The organism is Paenibacillus sp. J22P169, assembly GCF_059691995.1.
In genome coordinates this window covers 14,058-29,885 of record NZ_JCAUAO010000001.1, presented here as the reverse complement: position 1 = coordinate 29,885, position 15,828 = coordinate 14,058, and the positions used below count along the sequence as shown (strand labels likewise).

18 protein-coding genes and 2 tRNA genes are annotated in these 15,828 nt (G+C 43.9%); 6 read left to right on the top strand and 14 right to left on the bottom strand.

Going from position 1 to position 15,828, the window contains the following annotated elements; all coding sequences use genetic code 11:
• Nucleotides 1–16: 16 nt before the first annotated feature.
• Nucleotides 17–760 (bottom strand): DUF1906 domain-containing protein, encoded by a 744-nt coding sequence (locus tag AC58QG_RS00150; RefSeq protein ID WP_497359661.1) that lies wholly within the window; start codon nt 758–760, stop codon nt 17–19.
• A 140-nt stretch (nt 761–900) separates the two neighbouring features.
• The gene (locus AC58QG_RS00145; RefSeq protein WP_497359659.1) at nt 901–1,179 is read right to left on the bottom strand and encodes a DUF2277 domain-containing protein; all 279 of its coding nucleotides are present in this window, start codon (nt 1,177–1,179) and stop codon (nt 901–903) included.
• Nucleotides 1,180–1,377: 198 nt separating this feature from the next.
• On the opposite strand from AC58QG_RS00145, the gene AC58QG_RS00140 reads away from it, so the two are divergent.
• Nucleotides 1,378–3,009, top strand: coding sequence for an ATP-binding protein (locus AC58QG_RS00140; protein ID WP_497359657.1), 1,632 nt, complete (start codon nt 1,378–1,380; stop codon nt 3,007–3,009).
• A 61-nt stretch (nt 3,010–3,070) separates the two neighbouring features.
• Here AC58QG_RS00140 and AC58QG_RS00135 read toward each other — a convergent pair whose 3' ends face one another.
• From AC58QG_RS00135 to AC58QG_RS00115, 5 genes are read right to left on the bottom strand one after another with little or no spacing between them, the layout of a single operon-like run.
• Nucleotides 3,071–3,766: a response regulator transcription factor gene (locus AC58QG_RS00135; protein ID WP_497362743.1), complete on the bottom strand. Its 696-nt coding sequence runs from the start codon at nt 3,764–3,766 to the stop codon at nt 3,071–3,073.
• An 18-nt stretch (nt 3,767–3,784) separates the two neighbouring features.
• Nucleotides 3,785–5,209, bottom strand: a complete 1,425-nt coding sequence (locus AC58QG_RS00130; RefSeq protein WP_497359655.1) for a sensor histidine kinase — start codon at nt 5,207–5,209, stop codon at nt 3,785–3,787.
• A 12-nt stretch (nt 5,210–5,221) separates the two neighbouring features.
• On the bottom strand, nt 5,222–5,974 hold the full coding sequence (locus AC58QG_RS00125; RefSeq protein WP_497359653.1) for an ABC transporter permease: 753 nt from the start codon (nt 5,972–5,974) through the stop codon (nt 5,222–5,224).
• Complete coding sequence (locus tag AC58QG_RS00120; protein ID WP_497359651.1) at nt 5,961–6,686, bottom strand: ABC transporter ATP-binding protein; 726 nt, start codon at nt 6,684–6,686, stop codon at nt 5,961–5,963. Before AC58QG_RS00120 ends, AC58QG_RS00125 begins: the two co-directional genes overlap by 14 nt.
• A 59-nt stretch (nt 6,687–6,745) precedes the next feature.
• Entirely contained in the window at nt 6,746–7,993 is a 1,248-nt protein-coding gene (locus AC58QG_RS00115) for a hypothetical protein (protein ID WP_497359649.1), read from the bottom strand.
• 157 nt (nt 7,994–8,150) lie between these two features.
• On the opposite strand from AC58QG_RS00115, the gene AC58QG_RS00110 reads away from it, so the two are divergent.
• On the top strand, nt 8,151–8,756 hold the full coding sequence (locus tag AC58QG_RS00110) for a hypothetical protein (RefSeq protein WP_497359647.1): 606 nt from the start codon (nt 8,151–8,153) through the stop codon (nt 8,754–8,756).
• A gap of 129 nt (nt 8,757–8,885) precedes the next feature.
• Here the strand turns inward: AC58QG_RS00110 and AC58QG_RS00105 are convergent.
• From AC58QG_RS00105 to AC58QG_RS00095, 3 genes are all read right to left on the bottom strand, one after another.
• A tRNA-Ile gene (locus AC58QG_RS00105) sits at nt 8,886–8,959 on the bottom strand.
• A 10-nt stretch (nt 8,960–8,969) separates the two neighbouring features.
• A tRNA-Met gene (locus AC58QG_RS00100) sits at nt 8,970–9,046 on the bottom strand.
• A gap of 89 nt (nt 9,047–9,135) precedes the next feature.
• Nucleotides 9,136–9,300, bottom strand: coding sequence for a hypothetical protein (locus AC58QG_RS00095; RefSeq protein WP_167356966.1), 165 nt, complete (start codon nt 9,298–9,300; stop codon nt 9,136–9,138).
• Nucleotides 9,301–9,525: 225 nt separating this feature from the next.
• On the opposite strand from AC58QG_RS00095, the gene AC58QG_RS00090 reads away from it, so the two are divergent.
• The 3 genes from AC58QG_RS00090 to AC58QG_RS00080 are packed head-to-tail and all read left to right on the top strand — an operon-like array spanning nt 9,526 to nt 11,666.
• Nucleotides 9,526–10,920, top strand: coding sequence for a dipeptidase (locus AC58QG_RS00090; protein ID WP_497359645.1), 1,395 nt, complete (start codon nt 9,526–9,528; stop codon nt 10,918–10,920).
• Nucleotides 10,921–10,944: 24 nt separating this feature from the next.
• Nucleotides 10,945–11,448 carry a GNAT family N-acetyltransferase gene (locus tag AC58QG_RS00085; protein WP_497359643.1) on the top strand — a complete coding sequence of 168 codons (504 nt, stop codon included), beginning with the start codon at nt 10,945–10,947 and terminating at the stop codon, nt 11,446–11,448.
• Nucleotides 11,448–11,666, top strand: coding sequence for a hypothetical protein (locus AC58QG_RS00080; RefSeq protein ID WP_497359641.1), 219 nt, complete (start codon nt 11,448–11,450; stop codon nt 11,664–11,666). The genes AC58QG_RS00085 and AC58QG_RS00080 overlap by 1 nt, the downstream gene beginning before the upstream one ends.
• A gap of 240 nt (nt 11,667–11,906) precedes the next feature.
• Here the strand turns inward: AC58QG_RS00080 and AC58QG_RS00075 are convergent, their stop codons facing one another.
• Nucleotides 11,907–12,299: a RidA family protein gene (locus AC58QG_RS00075; RefSeq protein ID WP_497359639.1), complete on the bottom strand. Its 393-nt coding sequence runs from the start codon at nt 12,297–12,299 to the stop codon at nt 11,907–11,909.
• Nucleotides 12,300–12,319: 20 nt separating this feature from the next.
• Nucleotides 12,320–13,204, bottom strand: coding sequence for a 4-hydroxy-tetrahydrodipicolinate synthase (gene dapA, locus AC58QG_RS00070; protein WP_497359637.1), 885 nt, complete (start codon nt 13,202–13,204; stop codon nt 12,320–12,322).
• A 67-nt stretch (nt 13,205–13,271) separates the two neighbouring features.
• Here dapA and AC58QG_RS00065 point away from each other — a divergent pair, with 67 nt between their 5' ends.
• The gene (locus AC58QG_RS00065) at nt 13,272–14,201 is read left to right on the top strand and encodes a LysR family transcriptional regulator (protein ID WP_497359635.1); all 930 of its coding nucleotides are present in this window, start codon (nt 13,272–13,274) and stop codon (nt 14,199–14,201) included.
• A 201-nt stretch (nt 14,202–14,402) separates the two neighbouring features.
• Here AC58QG_RS00065 and pyrE read toward each other — a convergent pair whose 3' ends face one another.
• On the bottom strand, nt 14,403–15,044 hold the full coding sequence (gene pyrE / locus AC58QG_RS00060) for an orotate phosphoribosyltransferase (protein WP_497359633.1): 642 nt from the start codon (nt 15,042–15,044) through the stop codon (nt 14,403–14,405).
• Between the two features lie 47 nt (nt 15,045–15,091).
• Nucleotides 15,092–15,820, bottom strand: coding sequence for an orotidine-5'-phosphate decarboxylase (pyrF, locus tag AC58QG_RS00055; RefSeq protein WP_497359631.1), 729 nt, complete (start codon nt 15,818–15,820; stop codon nt 15,092–15,094).
• Between the last annotated feature and the right edge of the window lie 8 nt (nt 15,821–15,828).

The following is a 15,828-nucleotide window of genomic DNA, read 5'->3' as shown; positions in this document are numbered from 1 at the left end:
TTGATATACACCGATATTATTGCAAGGTCTGACCTGAAACCTTACGTAATTCATTGGCAAGTCGATGAAACTCATTCTGTGCAGGGATAGAGGAAGTAGCTCCATATCCTGCTGAAAGGAAGGGGATTATCGCATTCGCATCTTTCTCACTAAGCGGATAGCTAGGTGGTACCGGCGTAATTCGTTTATTCCACCAACCTTCGTTCCCGTAAGATTCATCATAATCAACAGCAATACCATTTGCCATGACCTCATTTAGATATTGATAAATCTGAATAAATGTCGATTTCTTCCCTGCACTCCAAGCATAGGTTTGCCAGAAACGAGAGCAAGCACCCGCGGCATGCAGCGCCTCCATCACGGAATAGGAACCATAGACACCTGTTGTGTAAGCAGGTGTAGCCTCACTCGCAGCCTTAATATAAGCAATAACCGTTGGCATTTGGGCAGAGGATACATCAAAATCAACTGCAAAATAAATACAACTCCCCACCGGTTGGCCAACTTGTGCGGCAACTTGCGAAGCGGTTGCCCCGTCTGCCAAACCAGCACTTCTTCCGCCAAGCGCCCGACTTGCAGTTGTTTCAAATACAGAAACCAACTGTAGGCCTGCTGCACTAATGGCATCCGCCTCTGATTTCGTTAATGCCTTTGCTCCACTTGGCACCAAATATCTGGCGACAAATGTATATCCTTGTCCGACGAAAGCAGCCGCTTTTTGTGTCGTAAGCGGTGTTGAACAATCAAACCCTTTCGCCACTTGCAATCACCTACTTTCCAATTGGTATTCTTAGCATATGCCAAAAGAACGAGACCCGACACCCCCAGGCAACTAGCGTCCCATTTTCAGGCACGAAAAAAGGCTTCTCTCCATAGAGAAAAGCCCGTTTTTACTTCTGGCTATGCTTCTTTGGTACCAAATCGGATCGCATTACGTTCTTTGGCACGCTGTGCTTCAACCTCACGATTGCGAGGCTCTGCATGCGTGACAAGTGATCCCATTAGCTTCTGCGCTGCCATAGCTACCTCATGAACGGCTTGCTGGAAAGCAGCCTCATTCACTTTGGAAGGTTCCGTAAACCCTGAGATCTTGCGCACAAATTGCAATGACGCCGCTCGAATTTCATCTTCAGTTACTGTCGGTTCATAGTTGAAAAGTGGCTTAATATTTCGGCACATGACGTACTCCTTCAGGCTTTTCATCCAATATAATAGATGTCATGTATTTTTACAAGATTGTGCACATGAACAATGCCGTATATACGTTCATTCTTTCTAACTGAATTTCCATAAGCATTAATTATAAGAATTATATGGAAATCATACTCACTCAGGTTTATGATAGATAGGGGTATTCATGAAAATAACTAGATACGGGTGAGTATATTGTTTCTTTATGACTACATTGTTAATCTCTCCATTTTTTCACTCTTAGTCAGTACGCCTTTAGTAATCCGTTCGTACATTAATTATCAGCCAGTTAAGCAGTTGCGCCTTTGGGTTGGAATTTACGGGGGGCTTGTTTCAATTATCCTCGTCTTTTTGTCGGTCAAGCAACAAGGATTTTCTTATGACATCCGATATGCTCCAGTGATTCTAGTTTTTGCCTATCTTGGTCCAGTGGCGGGGTTGATTACTGGTTTTTTCTCCTTACTCGCAAGGCTGTATTCAAGTGGGAATTGGCCGCCAGCCATAGCTGGTTGGGCATTAATCATGACTGTACTCTCCATCTTACAGGCGTTTATCTCCTATCTCACGCCGTTAAAAAGAAGCTTTGCCTTATTTGGAGCCTATATTGCTCTCTATCTGGTCACGGTATTTACTTTTCATATTTTATTAGATAAGCCACTCTTTCACCTGCAGTATTTATTATTTGTGATGTTAGGTGTTATTCTAGGAGGCTTACTGATTGAATCCAATGAAAAGCTCCGGAGAATCATCTCAGAAAAAAAGTATATCGAAAAAAACCTTGAAACAAGCGAGTCCAAATATCGACTCATCGCTGAGAATACTTCTGACTTGATCATGGTTATGGATAAAGATCATTCAATCAGTTACTTTTCTCCCTCCCATGAGACTGTTTTAGGGTATCAAGGCTTCGCATTGGAAGGCACTGAGTTATGTAAGTTCGTACATCCTGATGATGTGGACATGTTCCGGGCAGCAATAAATAGCATGTTTGAACATCTGGAATCACATTCCATGGAATTTCGGTTTAAACACATTGAAGGCAGATGGATCGAATTTGAATCCCGTTGCATGCCTGTTAAAGGTGAGGGTGGTCATATTGCTCATATCGTTATTATCAGCCGAGATATCTCCGAACGTAAGAAAGCGGAAGAATTCCTTTTGCAGACTGAGAAGCTTTCCATTGTCGGGGAGATGGCCGCAGGAGTTGCACATGAAATTCGGAATCCACTCACAACCATCAAAGGATTTCTTCAGATTTACAAAAAGGAGAGCCCTTCGATCAAGTATAATGATCTGCTCCTTAGTGAGCTGGAACGTATTGAAACCATTACGAGTGAGCTTCTTTCTTTGGCAAAACCACAAGCTGTTCAACTTATCTCTACGGATATCAAAGAATTAATTGTTTATACGGTCGAGTTCCTCTCTCCTCAGGCGTTATTGCGCAATATTGAGTTTAAACTATTATGCGAAGAGCCCTATTTACCCATTACATGCGAAAAAAATCAATTAAAACAGCTCTTTCTCAATATTTTGAAGAATGCTATAGAATCCATGCCTAATGGCGGGGAGATTCATATAAGCTTGCACAAAGAAACTGAAGATGAGTGCGTAATTATGATTAAAGATCAAGGGTGTGGGATACCTGAAGAGCTGCTTCCTCGTTTGGGTCAGCCTTTTTATACCTTGAAAGAAAAAGGGACAGGGCTCGGGCTCATGATTAGTCACAAGATTATTAAACAACACCATGGCCGTATTGCCTATCATAGCAAGATAAATGAAGGAACCTTGATTGAGATAAGATTACCGTTGACTCGATAATGGATTAGTGTACAGAAACAGCCCGAGGAAAGCATCCCCGGGCTGTTTTCGTTTTTACACCTTATACCATAAACCGATACCCCGATCCCCAAACCGTTCCTATGTATTGAGGTTTAGAGGGGATTTCCTCGATCTTCTCTCTAATCCTGGCAATATGAACCGTTACCGTAGAGGCGTCACTCATCGCATCCATCCCCCAGATCCGCTCAAATAGCTCTTCCTTGCCAAATACGCGATTGGGATGCTGCACAAGAAAAAGAAGCAGGTCAAACTCCTTTTGGGCCAGAACAACTTCATTTCCATTCACAAAAACACGTCTAGCATCCTTTTGAAGCTCCAGGCCCCTAATCTGGATTGAGCTTCCCTCCATGCCTTTACCAAACCGCTCTTTCATCCGCTCGAACTTCTTCAGATGGGCACCTACTCGTGCCACGAGCTCACCTGAGCTGAACGGTTTTGTTATATAATCATCTGCACCGAGACCTAAACCATTAACTTTGTAAATCTCTTCTGCTCTAGCAGATACCAAAAGTACGGGAATATCATCCTGCTCACGTATTATTTTTAGCACTTCAAACCCGTCCATATCAGGCAGCATGATATCTAAGATAACAAGCTCAAATTCTTCCTCTTTGAGCGCTCTCAAGCCAGCTGAGCCGTTGTTCACCATCTTAACTGAGTAACCGCTGAGCTCCAGGTAATCCCTTTGCAGATTGGCAATACTTTGGTCATCTTCGACAATCAAAATTCTTTTCATCATAACCTCCAGACCTGTTTAGAACTTTTTAAGAGATATCATGATCCCGGTTCCCTCACCTACAGCGCTTTTAGCCCATATTTTTCCATCGTGACCTTCGATAATTTGCTTTGCTATAGCTAGACCTAATCCACTACCGCTCTTTCTTGATGGGTCTACCTGATAAAACCGTTCAAAAATGAAAGGAAGCTTGTCCTCCGGAATTCCGTTTCCATTGTCCTTGATTTCAATAATAGCAGATGTTCTAGTTTCTCTGAGTATAATGTCAATCTTTCCATTTGCTTTTCCGGCATACGTCATTGCATTGTCAATAATGTTTTGCACGACCCTCTTTAATCTTTCGCCATCAATTAATACTTTGACAGGCTCTTTTAATTCATTAATTAAGGCTATGGCTACATTCGCCTTTTCACATTCATATTTATGATCTGCGACGCAATCCTCGAAATAACTTGCCAAATCACTCTTTTCAAAATGGTAAGGAAGCTGGTTCAAATCGAGCTTTGAATATAAAAGAAGATCATCAATCATCGCATTTACCAAGATAGCCTTGGACCTGGCCGTTTCCAGATACTCCTCCATTTTCTCAGGCGTCTTGGCTACCCCATCAATGATGCCTTCGATATATCCTTTAATGGAAGTCACAGGTGTTTTTAAGTCATGAGAAATACTTGAAACTAGAAACTTCCTATTATCATCATATTTTTGCTGTAAATAAACAGACTCCTTCAACTTGATCCTCATCAGCTCCAAGGTTTTGCCTAACTCCCGAATTTCGCCTTCGCCATCCTCTGAAATCTCGCCGCTTAGATCGCCTTCCCTAATTTTGACCGCAGCATCCTTTAATCTGGAGATCGGAATAATAATTCCGCGCGAGAATCGATAGGAGATCCAAAAATTCATCAACAAAAAAACAACCGTGAAAAAACTAATCGTAAAGATGCCAACCATCCAATATACCTTCGTATTTACCTTGATTGGCGCAAGCAACAACAGAATACCTGAGTCACCCGAAGGGAGTTTGTAATCCGCACGGTTAAACATATACGTTTTGCCATCAAGCTCGATCTCATCCCGATTTGACTCACTCGACAGCATTAAGCTTTTCTCAATATCGATCTTATTAAAATTATGAGTGGCAAACAAAACCTCTCTATTGACGATAAGGATCGCACTGGCATCCAAAACATTCACACGATCAGAGAGCTCTTGTTGATACTTCTTGTCCAAGAGTTTCTCGAACCCCAAGGTCAGCGCTTCTCTTTTGATCTCACTGATAGCTGCCCGAACCTCGAACGCTTGTTGAAACTGCTTAATACCTGCTTCGCGGCCAAAAACTTTCGTATATGTGGCAACAAAAATAATGACAGCCAGGATCGTCAGACCAATGGAAAGCAGCACAGCCAGTGTATTCATCGTGAAAAAACGTTTTGTTAAGTGCATGCAGATTCCTTTCTATATGTCCTTGTTGTCAAACAAGTAATACCCTGTAGTAAATAACATAATACCACAACCGGACATGATTAGAATCTGGCGGCCAATTTTGAAGAAATTAATCGATTCAGAAATCCAGAGGGTATACCAGTCAAACATCGACGTGATAAAAAAACTCGAATAGGACGAGAATACTATGTCTAGAAAATTAAATCCAATAAATACAAGAATGGAAAGGAAAAATACGGCTAGTCCTCCCTGAATTAGATTGGATAACAGCACGACGATAAGTGCAAACACAAATACAGGAAAAAAGGTTAAGCCATATGACACAATCACCTTTAAGATCCCAACCAAACTGGCGGACGAAGGGTTGAATATAAAACCGGCTAGTAGCGAAAGCACCATAATAAACAACAGGTTACCAGCAATAAATAATGCTAAATTCAAAACCTTAGCGCTAAAAACACCGAATCTGGAGACCGGTCTTAATAGTGTTATTTTCATCGTATTCGATGAAGACTCACCGTTAAACATATCGATTGCTACAAAAACAGCAAACAAAGGTAATAGCGTATATGCAATAACCGTTAGTACCGCTATAGGAAATTCAACACTCCCTACAACTCTCAAGCCAAGGCCATGTTTAATCGTCGTTACAGCAATTTGACCGATCACAACGGCAAGAATGGACAATATCGCGGCTGCCATTATTTTTTTCTTTTTAAGCAGCTTCACGGATTCATTCATAAATGCAGCTTTAAACCCTACCATTCCTGTCCACCTCACTAACAAAATAATTCTCAAGCGACGAATAAAAAGACAGAATTTGTTGGGTATATTCTACATTAACCAACTTGCCTCCGTATATAATCCCGATTCTCGTACAAGTTAATTCCACATCGTGAATCAAGTGGCTAGAAATAAAGAATGTCGTGCCTTCCTGGGAAAGCTGTTTGATCAACTTCCTCATCTCCAGCATTCCTTCCACATCCAGTCCGTTTAAAGGCTCGTCCAAAATTAACAGTTTCGGTCTTGAAAGAATCGCCGCTGCTATTCCCAATCGTTGTTTCATCCCGAGCGAAAATTTTTGTGATTTCTCATTTTTATACTTCAGCATCCCCGTGATTTCAAGACATTCATCAATTCTTCGCTGATCGATTTCAGGATAGAATCTTGCAAACAATCTCAGGTTTTCATTTGCTGTCAAATAGGGATACGATTCCGCCGTTTCAATGATACAGCCCACATGTTTCATTGCATTAACATAGTCTTCTGCCACGCTCGCTCCGAAAATCTTCACATCGCCTCGATCTGGCTTCATAAGTCCTGTTATCATCTTCATGGCAGTCGTCTTCCCCGCACCATTAGGTCCAAGAAAACCGAATATATCGCCTTGATCCACCTCTAAGTTCAAATCGCTGATTCCTCGGCCATTCGTAAATGACTTGGTTAAATCCGTTATTTCAATCGCCTTGACTGTCAATTCATCATCTCCCTAAAAAACTCAGGAAGCCGCTATCCGCCGCCTCCTGAGAATCATTTCTATTCAAATACGCGTCTAAATTCTCCATCATAATAAGGCTTCATGCTAGATTTGTACGAATTTTTATCAGTAATCTCAATGATCATTTCAAAATAAATCTTACCCGTAGAGTTTGGATGAATTATACCATTCTTCTGCTCACCCTTCGCATCTGTGTAAGTAAACGTTGGAGATGTCGCAGGATTAAATTCAAAGGTAAACGCATCCTTGTTTGGATACTCACTTTCAAAACCAGGATATACCTTTTCGGAATACTTTCCTGTCACTTTATCTCCCTCAACACTTGTAACTTCAACCGTTCTCTCACCAATCTTCACGAACTTACCGTCTTTGTCCATAATGATATCATTTTGATACGTACCTACATATTTGCTGCTGAATCCGCCCGAATTGCTGATCTTTTCGACTTTGGCAGCTGTTAGATCAGGCTTGGTAATCTTCGTACTGCCGATCTCCGAAAGTTTGAGCATAACATTTAGGTTTAAGTCATGCTGAACACCATTTTTATCTTTTCCTGAAAGTGTTATATCACCTGTCACACTTTCCAGATAGCCAGCTTTATTTTCAATCGCCGTACCTACAACCTTTTTCACAAAAACATCGCTCTCTATAGCTGGTAAATCTCTCTCGTTATCCAGCATCTGTTTGAAACCGAATGAGGAGACTGCATTCACGATGGCAGGCACTTGTGCCTCGGACAAACTTCCCGAATATACTTTTCCGCCATCCGTGCCTTCCTCTACTTGTACATAATCTTTCAAAGAGCCAACCACAGCATCAACAATTTTCTCTACCTCGGATGCACCATTTTCTTTAAAAGGGTTTCTGAATTCCGCAGGACCTCTACGGTCACGGTTCACATCAGCCGGATATTCCATTATGTAATACGTATTATCCAGACCATTTTTATTAATGGATTGCTTCTTGTCAGAATACGAATAATTGGTAGTGGTTTCACCCTTAGCGTTTTTAGACACTTCGGTATCCTCTGTCACCTGATTTACCGTATCCATTTTTTTGAACGAGGAAGCTTGAAGTAACGTTTGATCGTTATCTTTCAAGGCATACAGCGTCTCGATCGTATAATTGTTCAGACCCTTTTCCATCAATCCAGCGGTGTTTTTGGCTGAATCTTTCAACCGATCATACCCGGATCCAAGCAGCGCATCAGCGAATGCAGTAGATACAAATAGACAAGCTCCAATCGTAAATGAAAGGACAGTAACTGATTTTTTGCTAAGTTTCATCTCTTTTCTCCTTTAAAAAAATAATTTGCGGGAAACGTTTCCTTACTAGTTATTTTATTATACGCTTATTGAATCCATCTAAATGGATTATTAACAAAGTATTAACTCTTTTCGTCACTGCGTAGCGTACCAAATTTAAATGTTAGGAGTCTGATGAATGATGAGTGATTTTGTGAAACCACCTAAAACTGCAGTCTTTGGGGCTGCCAATGGCGTAATGTTCATGACTTTTTTTGGAGCACTTTGGTCTTCGATAGGCATCGTTGGCTCACATCAACTTGGAGCTCCATGGCCACTCGTTCTTTCAGCTAGTATAACATTGGTCTTACTGAGCGGAGCCATTTCACTTTTTATTAAATCTCGTAACATGAAAGATGCTCGTACACCACAAGAAAAGGTGCATTGGAAACACACAAATCGAAGATTTGGATTGATCTTTGGTTTAGAAGGTCTAGCAATCTTTATTGCAAGTGTGATTTGTAATAAACTCGATCGTTTTGAAGTCTTTTTCCCTATCATGGCGATTATAGTTGGCATTCATTTTTTGCCTTTAGCACAATTGTTTCGAGAAAAATTTTATTATGGCACTGGTATTGTACTGTGTATCCTAGGCATCATTTCTTTTTTCTTACCTATCAACGCTACAATCGGTAATGTATCCCTCATTGCGATGTCTACTTTTATCGGTTTTGGCTCAGCTGTGACGCTTTGGGTGACAGGTTTTAGAATCTGGGTAACCATACTTAAACAGCTGAAACAATAAAAGCATTGTGCTTAAATGTGCACAAACGTACACAAGCCCCTCATTTTCATCAACATCGATGAGAACGAGAGGCTTGTTTTTATCGCTAAAATAAATAAAAACCCTTATCTACCAAGGGTTTTCGTGCTATGGGCCCAGAGGGACTCGAACCCCCGACCAATCGGTTATGAGCCGACCGCTCTAACCAACTGAGCTATAGGCCCTAATGAAATTTGGTTGCGGGGGCAGGATTTGAACCTGCGGCCTTCGGGTTATGAGCCCGACGAGCTACCGAGCTGCTCCACCCCGCGTCATGTATGCCGCTCAACAGCGACAAAAATAAATATACACTAACGGCGCAGACTTAGTCAAGCGTTAATTTTATGCATATTCAATTCATTTATGTGTTGTATCTGACGCCAAAGCGTCCTTTTTTCGACTTATAAACCTCAACTTCCTGTGGGCACTCATACCCGTAGATCCACCAATCTTCTTCCATTCGTTTCGCTAAACAGCCCGCTTGAAACTTCGAATCATATAATTTCGCCCAATAGATCCAGTTCATGTTCATCACTCCATTGTTGTCAGTTCGTTACATTTAGCTTATCCATAAAAAGGTTCTCTTATTAGCACCCAATATCCAGTCATTTTCTCGAATACGGAAAAAGCATTCTATTTGACCATATGATAAATAAAATGTGACGGTTTACAGGAATAGCAGGAATTTCCCTGCTTTTGGGGAAGTTAAGTGATGTAGACTATTTGGCAGTAGAAAAAGGAGAAAACACCCATGATCGAGACAATCAAAAGCTACCTACAAACGCATAGGGATGAACACATAGAGGAACTCTTGGCGTTTTTGCGTATTCCAAGTATTAGTGCAGTTGCCCAGCATCAAACGGATATGCTGCGATGTGCTGAGTGGACTGCTCAGTCTTTACAAAAAGCAGGACTCGAAAATATTGAAATTATGCCTACGAAAGGCCATCCTGTGGTTTATGCGGATTGGTTACATGCCCCAGGCAAACCGACGGTTTTAATATATGGACATTATGATGTGCAGCCCGCTGAGCCATTAGAGTTGTGGGAAACGCCTCCTTTTGAACCCGTTATCCGTGATAACAAGCTTTTCGGGCGCGGTAGTACGGATGACAAAGGCCAATTGTTGCTATATGTGAAAGTGGTTGAAGCCTTTCTACAAACACAGGGCTCGCTTCCGGTTAACGTGAAATTCTGCATCGAGGGTGAAGAGGAGATTGCTAGTAAGAATCTTCCAGCCTTTGTTGAAGAACATGCAGCTAAATTGCAAGCGGATTCCATCGTACTATCCGATACGCAAATGCACGGTCCGGGCAAGCCAGCGTTGATGTATGGGCTTCGCGGCTTAGCTGGTTTCGAAATCACGTTGGATGGTGCCAATAGCGATCTGCATTCCGGCCTTTTCGGCGGTGCGGTACAGAACCCGATTCACGCTATGTCCAAGCTTCTCAGTTCCTTTCATGACGAGAATGGCCGTGTGGCTGTCGATGGATTTTATGACCGTGTCATTGAACTTTCAGACAAAGAGCGAGAAGCGTTCAAACAGGTTGAACCTGATGAGAATAAAGTTCGTGCGAATTTGAACGTTACAGAACTCTATGGAGAGCAAGGCTTCTCCTTCTACGAACAAACAACATCAAGGCCTACTCTCGAAATCACGTCAGTCAGCGGCGGCTTCCAGGGCGAGGGAATCAAACCGATCATTCCGAATCGTGCTACAGCTAAAATTGCATGCCGCCTAGTCGCTGCGCAGGTTCCTGAGGAAATTATGGATCTGGTCGAGGCCCATATACATGCTCAGTCGCTTCCAGGCGTGTCAATAACGTTAGATCGTCAATTGCGAGGCAATCCTTTTATCACACCTATTGATGAGCCCGTTATGGTTGCGGCGGCTGAAGCATATGAAGAGACTTTTGGTGAATGGCCTGTGTATACACGCAGCGGTGGATCAATTCCGATTGTCGAAGTTTTAGGTCGCGTATTAGATGCACCAGTGGTGCTTATGGGATTTGGCCTGCCAGGGGAGAATCTCCATGCCCCGAATGAGCATTTCCATTTGATGAATTGGGACAATGGGACAGAGACGATTAGTCGTTACTGGTTGAAGCTAGCTGCGTTGGCTGCAACTACAACAGAATCTAACTAAGATACAGTAAAAGGGGTAACTTCTATGGGGAAGCAATTACACATGCGTGATGCACAATTGGAAGATTTAGCAGAAATCGTACGTATCTACAATTCGACGATTGCAGGACGCATGGTTACTGCAGATACGGAACCCGTCACAACAGCTTCACGTGAGCGCTGGTTCCATGAACACTCTGCCGATTTCCGTCCACTATGGGTGCTTGAAAATGAGAACGGGATCTGTGGCTGGTTGAGTTTTCAGTCCTTTTATGGGCGTCCCGCCTATAACGCAACGGCAGAAGTAAGTATTTACGTGGATGAAGCCTGTCGGGGCCAAGGTATCGGGCGATATTTGATGGAACAAGCGCTTGAAGCTAGTCCCAAGTTGGGACTCAAGTCATTGTTAGGTTTTATTTTTGGGCACAATGAGCCGAGCCTACAGCTTTTCCGCAAATTCGGGTTCACGAATTGGGCGCATTTGCCTGGTGTCGCCGAGTTAGATGGCATTGAGCGGGATCTAATTATTTTGGGTAAACGTGTGGGTTAGTGGATAACGGTTATGAACTTAAAAGCGCTACTTCTCTCCAGCATGCGAGATCACTATCTCGATACTTTTGGGATGTAGCGCTTTTCGCTAATTTTGAAGGTAAACCTGGATTAATCGACACTTCGATTCCATTAGATGCAAAAAATACAGTTATTTCGAGTGCATTCCCACTTGAATTTGGAATAAATGGATTTTATACAGCTATTCGAGATGAATAGGATGATTTTGTTCAAACCAACTGAAATTACCTGCATATTTTCCATTCAACTGATAAAAACACTCAAAATCACTGAAATTAGATGGAGAAAATCCAGCTATCCACCGCGCTCTACTCGCTAATCTCTAATGTACTCTATTTTAACACAAGCACCAAACACTTATCTCTACTTACTACAGCTACTCACTGACCAGCATTCACTACTCCAACTCACTGCTCACTGCTCACTACTATCTACTCTCTACTCACCCTTAGCAACAATCGCTTCCACCTCGATCTCAATCAACAATCGCGGGTCAATCAGCGCCTTCACTTCGACCATCGTGGCCACTGGCTGCACTTCTCGGAAATACTCACCGTGCGCCTTGCCGAACTCTTCCCATAACGAAATATCCGTCACGAACATTCGGGTCCGCACCACATCGGATAACTGAGCACCTAGCTCTTGGAGCGCTTGTTCAATCGTTTGTAGAATGAATCGTGCTTGCTCATAGGCGTTGCCTACACCAACCACCTCGCCATCCTTCATCGCAGTTGTGCCTGCTACTTCGATTCGATCGCCTATACGAATGGCACGGCAATAGCCGACCACAGGTTCCCAGGGCGAGCCAGTAAACACTCTCGTTCGATTCATCTCTTGTTTGCTCCTTGCTTTTATAAGTAAGCTGCTAATTTCGCTTGTAATCCCTCTGTCACAGGTAAAAGTGGTAATCGTAATGCACCTGAAGCGATGACGCCCTGTTGGTGCAGCAACCATTTGAGCGGAGCCGGGTTAGGCTCTTGAAAAAGAAGTCGAATTAGCGGTAACAGCTCCTCGAACTCTCGTCGGCTATCCTCAAGTGCTCCGCCAACGAAGCTGCGGATAAAAGACACAAACCTCTCCGTCTCCACATTGGCTGACGCACTCATTACACCCTTTGCCCCCGACTGCAGCGCTGCAAATAGTAATGTGTCTTCGCCACAGAGTACAGGTTTAGAGCCCAGTCTAGTCAGTTCAGTGACTAGACCAATGTTCGGTGTACTGTCCTTCATCCCAATGACCCCATCGATGTCTAATATGGTACGCACCGTATCAAGTTCAAGCGTCACACCTGTACGATGCGGCACATCATATAAGATTACCGGTACACCAACCCCCGCTACCCGGCGAAAATGTTCAATAATCCCCTGTTGACTAGGCTTGTTATAATAAGGAACTACAACTAATACGGCTTCCGCTCCCAGTTTACCCGCTTCCTCTGTTTTTCTAACTGTTGAACGTGTATCGTTCGTTCCAGTGCCTACGATTAGAGGTACATCAACGTGTGCTGCGTCGCGAGCGGCTTGTGCTGTAGCGAACAAGACACCTAACTCTTCACTCGAAATCGTTGGTGATTCCCCTGTTGTCCCATTGACAACCAACCCATCTATTTCATCTTGAAATAAGTTATATGCCTGATTATAAAAGGATGCTGCATCCACTTCAAATTCCTCATCAAAAGGGGTAATGATGGGTACATAAATCCCCTGTAGGTCTTTTTCTTTTAGCAAAATAACCATCTCCCTGCCTCGTTTGTTTGTACATTTACTTTAGCATGGAACTTCTCATCACTGTTAGCTATAATAAATGATAGATCTCATCAAAAATATTGATATTAAAGCGAGGCTAATCATGGATCTGACCTATTTCCGCACCTTTCGGGAGGTTGCCCGCAGAAAAAGCTTTACACGTGCTGCAGAGGAATTGGGCTATGCACAATCAAGCATAACGATGCAAATTCAAAAGCTGGAACGTGAATATGGTGTACCTTTATTTGAAAGGTACGGTCGACAGCTACGCCTTACTCCACCTGGCGAAAGCTTACTCGTGCTAACGCAACAAATGCTGGAGATCTATGATCAATCCAAAGAAATGGTAGCCAATCAAGTCAGTGGAACTTTGACGATCGGGACCATTAACTCTTTAGCTGCGTATTATTTGCCCCCCTTCCTACATGAGCTTAAACAACTATATCCAGGGCTGAATATCCAACTTTTCCCTGACAGTGAAGCTTCTATCCTCACAAAGGTAAAAGAGGGTGATTATGATATTGGACTTCTGTTAGATCAATATCCAGCAGATCCCACACTCGCGTGTACAAGTGTCCGAGAAGAACAACTCGTAATCATTGCTCCACTTGATCACCCGTTGGCTCAGCAGTCGCATATCCAGCTCGCTGACCTCGGAAACACCGAATTTATTGTCACTGAAGAAGGTTGTATTTATCGAGGGAAGTTTGAAAGGCTGCTGAAAGACAATTCCGTCGCTTTACAAATCGGCTTCGAGCTAGGCAATGTCGAGACCATTAAACACTGTGTCATGAGCGGCTTAGGGCTCGCCCTGTTACCTCGTATCACGGTTGCTAATGAGTTAACTAACGGCAAGCTCGTACAGCTCCCTTTTACCCATTCGCAGCTTTCCATGGACTTACAGCTAGTCCTTCATCCGAAAAAATGGATGTCCCAACCCCTGCAAGCATTCCTTCAATTGCTGACATCACCACAACCTTCAAATTGAACAAAAAAGAAGCTCACCTTTGCGAAAAGGTAGAGCTTCTTATAATTAAAAACATAAGTTGCAAGATTAATTCCAATTGCTGTGCCGATGGTACGGTAACCTGCGCTTGGGTTCAAGCCAAATCTTGTCGTCTGTTGCAAGACTCCTCTAGTATAGGTGAATCCCCTACATTACGTCAATTCGCATCACAGATTCTTCTATTTAAGCGCCGTAAGCGGAAGGATTAACTCTCCATGAACGCAAGAGCTCCATATCTGCTTGCTGGATCGTTCCTTTTTCCAAAGCAACCTCAAGCAACGTCGAATAGTTCGAAAGTGTGTGAAGTGGCATATCAGCCGCCGCGAACGCATCCGTCGCTTTATCGAGCTGATAAGAGAAAATCGCAAGGACACCAAGCGCTACAGCTCCCGCATCTTTCACGGCAACCGCTGCTTTCAGCGAGCTACCTCCTGTGGAAATCAGGTCTTCGATGACGATAACTTTTTGACCTGGCTTCACAGAACCTTCGATTAGGTTCTCTTTGCCATGACCTTTCGCTTTATCGCGAATGTAGATCATCGGAAGGCCTAGCTTTTGAGCTACCCAAGCGGCATGAGGAATCCCAGCCGTTGCAGTTCCAGCAACAACTTCAGCTTCAGGGAATTTCTCTTTGATCAATGCGACGAAGCCGTCGGCAATCGCCTCACGGATCGCAGGGTGTGACATTGTCAACCGATTATCACAATAAATTGGAGATTTCAGTCCTGATGTCCATGTAAAAGGTTGCTGTGGACGAAGAGCCACCGCTTCAATATCTAATAACGACGCTGCAATATGCTGCGCGATTGTTTCGAGCTTACTCATACCTCACCGTTCCTTTCAAGATAAAATCAATGAACCGCCTCTGCAACTTACACGACTGAATCAATTATTGCTTCAATCGCAGCTCTCGGGTCCGCTGCGCCTGTGATCGGACGCCCGATCACGACGTAGTCCGTCCCCTGCGCGAACGCCTCAGCCGGCGTCATGATGCGCGACTGGTCGCCGATGTCGGCCCCCGCCGGGCGGATGCCTGGCGTCACGGTGACGAAGCCGTCACCGCATGCCGCCTTAATCGCAGTCACCTCTAGCGGTGACGCGACGACCCCTTGAAGCCCCGCGGCTTGCGCCAAGCGGGCATAACGGATGACGGCCTCCTGTGTCGTACCGACCAGGCCGATCTCATCATTCAGCACCTGCTGCGAGGTGCTGGTTAACTGCGTCACGCCGATGACGATCGGACGTGCTGCCCCTAAAGCTAGCCCCTTGTCGACTCCCTCCAAGGCGGCTTCCATCATGTACTTGCCTCCGGCTGCATGCACATTGAACACATCAACCCCAAGGCGCGTCACGCTCTCCGCGCCGCCTTTGACCGTGTTCGGAATGTCATGCATCTTCACGTCGAGGAACACCTTATAGCCGCGATCCTTCAGACTCGCGACAAAGGTAGGACCTGCAGCATAAAACAGCTGCATTCCTACCTTTACATAACACGGAATGCCTTCGAGCTGCTTAAGCAGCCCTTCAGCACTTTCCGCGTTCGCGTAGTCTAAGGCGACCATGATGCGTCCGGTAACATCGTTGCGAGTTAACGTACTCATGTTTGGCA